This is a genomic window from Endozoicomonas sp. YOMI1 (genome assembly GCF_024606345.1).
Classification (GTDB): Bacteria; Pseudomonadota; Gammaproteobacteria; order Pseudomonadales; family Endozoicomonadaceae; genus Endozoicomonas.
On the sequence record NZ_JAHHPM010000137.1, the window covers coordinates 1 to 4,461 of the forward strand.

The 4,461-nt window shown below is 46.2% G+C and carries 4 protein-coding genes; 2 read left to right on the forward strand and 2 right to left on the reverse strand.

The features are described 5' to 3' along the window. Positions 1-135: 135 nt before the first annotated feature. The gene (locus KDK15_RS04850) at positions 136-666 is read left to right on the forward strand and encodes a chorismate lyase (RefSeq protein ID WP_257294236.1); all 531 of its coding nucleotides are present in this window, start codon (positions 136-138) and stop codon (positions 664-666) included. 166 nt (positions 667-832) lie between these two features. Here KDK15_RS04850 and KDK15_RS04855 read toward each other — a convergent pair whose 3' ends face one another. Both KDK15_RS04855 and KDK15_RS04860 read right to left on the reverse strand, forming a co-directional pair. Further along, complete coding sequence (locus KDK15_RS04855; RefSeq protein ID WP_257294237.1) at positions 833-1,813, reverse strand: ankyrin repeat domain-containing protein; 981 nt, start codon at positions 1,811-1,813, stop codon at positions 833-835. A gap of 248 nt (positions 1,814-2,061) precedes the next feature. Continuing rightward, positions 2,062-2,874 (reverse strand): DUF3050 domain-containing protein, encoded by an 813-nt coding sequence (locus tag KDK15_RS04860; RefSeq protein WP_257294238.1) that lies wholly within the window; start codon positions 2,872-2,874, stop codon positions 2,062-2,064. Positions 2,875-3,040: 166 nt separating this feature from the next. On the opposite strand from KDK15_RS04860, the gene ubiA reads away from it, so the two are divergent. Then, positions 3,041-3,946: a 4-hydroxybenzoate octaprenyltransferase gene (gene ubiA / locus KDK15_RS04865; RefSeq protein WP_257294239.1), complete on the forward strand. Its 906-nt coding sequence runs from the start codon at positions 3,041-3,043 to the stop codon at positions 3,944-3,946. The last annotated feature ends 515 nt before the right edge of the window (positions 3,947-4,461 follow it).

Consider the following 4,461-nt stretch of genomic DNA (forward strand, 5'->3'; position numbering starts at 1 on the left):
AAATGCTCAGGTTTAGATAACTTTGAGTAGGTTTGAGCAAGTTTTTAGGAGCGGTGTTGAAGGCTCTTTGCCTAACTGATCCCCACTTGACTGACAGATCCTGGAGTCATCGGCTCCAGGCAGGATGTACTGCCGATGCCCTTTGCTGATATGAACTGGCAACCCGCCCAAGACGCCAAAGCGATACCCAGCGCACTGCGTGACATGATACTGGATCAACATTCGCTGACCCAACGGCTGAAACAAGCACACAACAACGATTTTTTTGTCCGGGTCATCTCCCATGATTGGCAGGAACCGGATGCATCAGAGAAAGCCTTTCTTCATTGCGATGATCAGCGCGCCAGCATAAGAGAAGTCCTGCTGTTTGGCTCAGGTCAACCGGTGGTTTTTGCCCGCAGTGTTTTACCGGAGTCCAGTCTGTCCGGTGAGAATAAAGTACTTCTGGAACTGGGAGACAGGCCATTAGGTGAATACATTTTCAGTCAGCCCGGCCTGCGCCGCGGACCGATTGAAGTTACCGATATGAAAGCCAGTGAATTTAACGCACACCTTGATGTGGAATTTACAGCAGAAATCGCCTGGGCCAGACGATCACTGTTTTATTTGCGGGAGAAGCCTATTTCTGTTTGTGAGGTTTTTTTACCTGAGCGTGAGTTACGCTGAGGGGCTGTCGGAGAATAGCGGCTATTTGGGCGACCCCGTTTTGCCATAGCAAGGGTTGCAAATTTAAGGATAAAAGTTCCGTTTTGTGAGGCGAATATTGAATATTCTTTGCCGAGTAAATCCGGATTTATATCCTCAATTTTCTATCACCCTCACTACCGTTGCTTTATTCGGAGAGTAACTTAGCGAATAGGCCGCCGGTCTTACGAGAATCTTCAACAAGATGTGGACGTTCGATGTAGCCAGGATTTAAATAAACAAATTCCTCATTTAAACAACCATTATCTCCATCACTGCATTCATTACGGGAACCAAGGCAGAGAACGGAATCTTTAGAAAGTACCAGTTCTCCTGTTATACACAATTCTGTTACAAAATTTTTGATTATTTTACGTGTATCTTCTTGTCTAAGAACTTTATCAATTACATCAACCACATCGCCATTTTTATCAAGACTTTGAGGTTTAGCTCCCCACTTTAATAATTGCCCCACCACCTCCAAATGCCCGTTCACACGCGCTAACATTAATGATGTTTGTCCAGTACAATCGTTTGTGGTATCAAATGTCTGGTTTAATTGTTCCTGATTGACGTATAGCTCCTTGACAAGATCCAATTTGCCAAGACTGCACGCAAGAGCAAAAGGAGTGATGTCAGGGTAAGTTGTACCTTCAAAGGCAAACGAACATCGATACTTGGAAAGTTCAGTGGCACCGTATTCGGATATCAACCTTTTAGCGTTGGAAGTATCAATGTCAGTAATCGCCGTCAACAGCGTTTTTATAAAATCGTCTTGGCTGATGCGATCTGCAGGGATAGTGAAAGACTCACTTTTCATCAATTTACACAGTGCCGATTCATAGCCTGGATCGTTATTGAACGACCTCTTCAGTGATTCGGAGGCATTCCTGCCAGAGATTGAAACAGAGTCATCTGGATTGATTACCTGGCAGGATAAGCCAGCAATGCGATCAGCTGGAGATATTGGGGCATATCTTTCTTGCGTTGTGATTTGTGGCAGAGTATTGGTGGTTGCAACACTGGAATCTGCAAAACGTACATCACTGATAGTTTGATCATTTAAAACTGTTTTATCAGACGCTTTACCATAACCCAGAAGCTGAAGGTTAGTATTTGATAGCAGCATTTTTGAACGCTCTGTCGATAATTATTTCCATCAAATACAAATGGTTGGCAGAGTCAATCATGAACATTTGTAATGTGATGAAGAAGGTGTAGTCTGGGCAGAACTTGTTTTTTAAACCTGAAAGTCTTGTTTTGTCTGGCTTTCAGAAACTTTGAACAAGAACCTTACTCAGGAATTAATACGCCCGGACGTTTGGACAGCAATTATCAACCAAAGTTCCTTCTTAATATTGAAAAAAAACCAAGATCTCAAATAAGACCTGGAAGTGTAGTCTCTGCTTTATCAACAGAGCCCTGCCCTTGTCCAGCGGTAACCTCGCCCAATTGCTTCTCAAGACCATCCCAAAATCTTATTCGTGCTGAAATAGCCTCTTTCGCCTTGGCAACTGCCGATGCTTCTGCGGTTTTGTCCCCATTAATACACTGTTTCAGCAGGTTCTCTGCCGCCGGGCCATGCTCATTCCCATCAAGGTCAATATGTCTCTCAAGGTAGTAGGCCATAGCAGGAACGGACGCCGGGGGGATTTCCCAATGATTCAAAAGAGAAGAAAACATCTCTGGAATGGCATCTTCACGTCCGAAAAGAAAATAACTGGCCACCTCCGGTAACGAACCATATTGGGCTACCTTCATCGTATCCGAAACAAATACCTGAACGTATTCCGGTACATCAGCAACCACCAGGGCCTGCTGCCAGGGAACGCCGGTCTTGATGCTATAGATTACCTGCTCGATTTTGCTGGTATCTGCGGATACTTCACCCATGGCGGCGAGATACATTTCCAGATGACTCATGGGCGTGCCATGCCGGTCCTTATCCGTCTCTTCATAGAGAATAATTTCATTAATGAAGCGGGCAGACCGGGCATCCGGAACCGGCACCCAGGGTAGCTGCATGGCAGTAAACTCAAGCTGCAACCTTTTCGCCAGCGACATAAAATCCCATACAGCAAATACATGAGCTTCCATAAAGACCGACAGCTTCTCCACGCTGTCAATCTTCTGGTAGATGGAGTGATTGAAAAGTTGTTCTTGAAGAGGGCGTAAGTCTTTGTTAAACATGGTAGTCTCCCGCGGTAAGCAATTTGCTCTGGCAGGCCGACAAAACAAAGACTACACAGACATTGTAAGCATTGCAGCCTGGCTGCTCCTCTTTTTTATCGGCAAAACATGTGTCGGCTGGAAGGCCCTGACTATATTTTCAAAACACCGAACTCTAAAGGCGCAGATGAAATTTATACAATCGATAACAGGCGCTAATAAATGTGCAGAGCTGTTGAATCAGCGCGTGCCACGCTGGAAAGACTTTATTCAACTGGCTCGCCTTGATCGCCCTATCGGCATTTATCTACTGCTCTGGCCAACACTCTGGGCACTCTGGCTTGCGGCCGAAGGCATACCCTCTGTTGATAATCTTGTGGTTTTCATTCTTGGGGTGGTTCTGACCCGAAGCGCTGGCTGTGTTGTTAATGACTATGCTGACCGACATTTTGATGGTCATGTAAAACGAACCCGGCAACGTCCATTGGTGACCGGAAAGATAACCCCAAAAGAAGCCGTGATATTTGCCGCCAGCCTGTTTTTAGTGGCCTTTCTACTGGTATTAACCACCAATGCCCTAACCATCTATCTATCCTTTGCCGCCCTGCTACTCGCCTCAGCCTACCCTTTTGCCAAGCGACACACGTATCTGCCCCAAGTGGTATTGGGTGCCGCATTTGGCTGGTCCATCCCCATGGCATTTGCCGCCGAGGCCAACACGTTGACAACTCAGACATGGCTGTTGTTTACCGCTAATCTGTTATGGACAGTCGCCTACGATACCCAGTATGCCATGGTGGACAGAGATGATGATCTGCAGATCGGCATTAAGTCCACAGCTATTTTATTTGGCGAAATGGATAATCTGATTATTGGCTGTTTTCAGACGTTTACCCTGATAGCCATGGTGATGTTGGGGTTACAGCTTGAATTAGGCTGGACATTCTATGTGAGCCTTATTGCTGCAGCCGCAGGCTTTACCCACCAGCAATGGTTAACCCGCAACCGTGAAAGGGATTCTTGTTTCAAAGCCTTTCTTTCTAATCATTGGGTTGGTGCAGCCATATTCCTCGGTCTCGCCTGCTCTCTGTAACGACTGATTACTGATTGAAACACCTGTATAACTCGCTTCCAGGTTGAGCCGAAAGCGCTCAACCTTCACCTCCCCTAAGGAAGAACTGTCATTTAATAACTTCGACATTTCAGTAAGCGCTGCCCGCTTCCCACCACCCGCTGCCCGAAAAAAAAAGCAGGCTGCTTGCGCTTTTGCAGCCAACAGCCAGCAGCCAGCAGATAACAGATAACAGATAACAGATAACGGATTGATCGACCAGCAAAAATTCCGTCAAATTTTCCTCAACGTCATTTTTCTGTAACATTCCCCCGCCGTAATACCTGACATAAAGATAAATGGTTACCACCGCAATCTGCACTTATTCAACCTTGGGGTATTCTCATGTCTGGTAAATAAACCCTATGAGGCTGTCCGAGAATAGACTGCCCTGCGCGGCAACTGCTCCTGCGTTGCTCTAGCTCCTGCATCCATGCAGTCGTGCGGCGGCAGCAAATTGGTCTAAAAATCCGCTTTTGTTCGGCAAATAGCCCCGC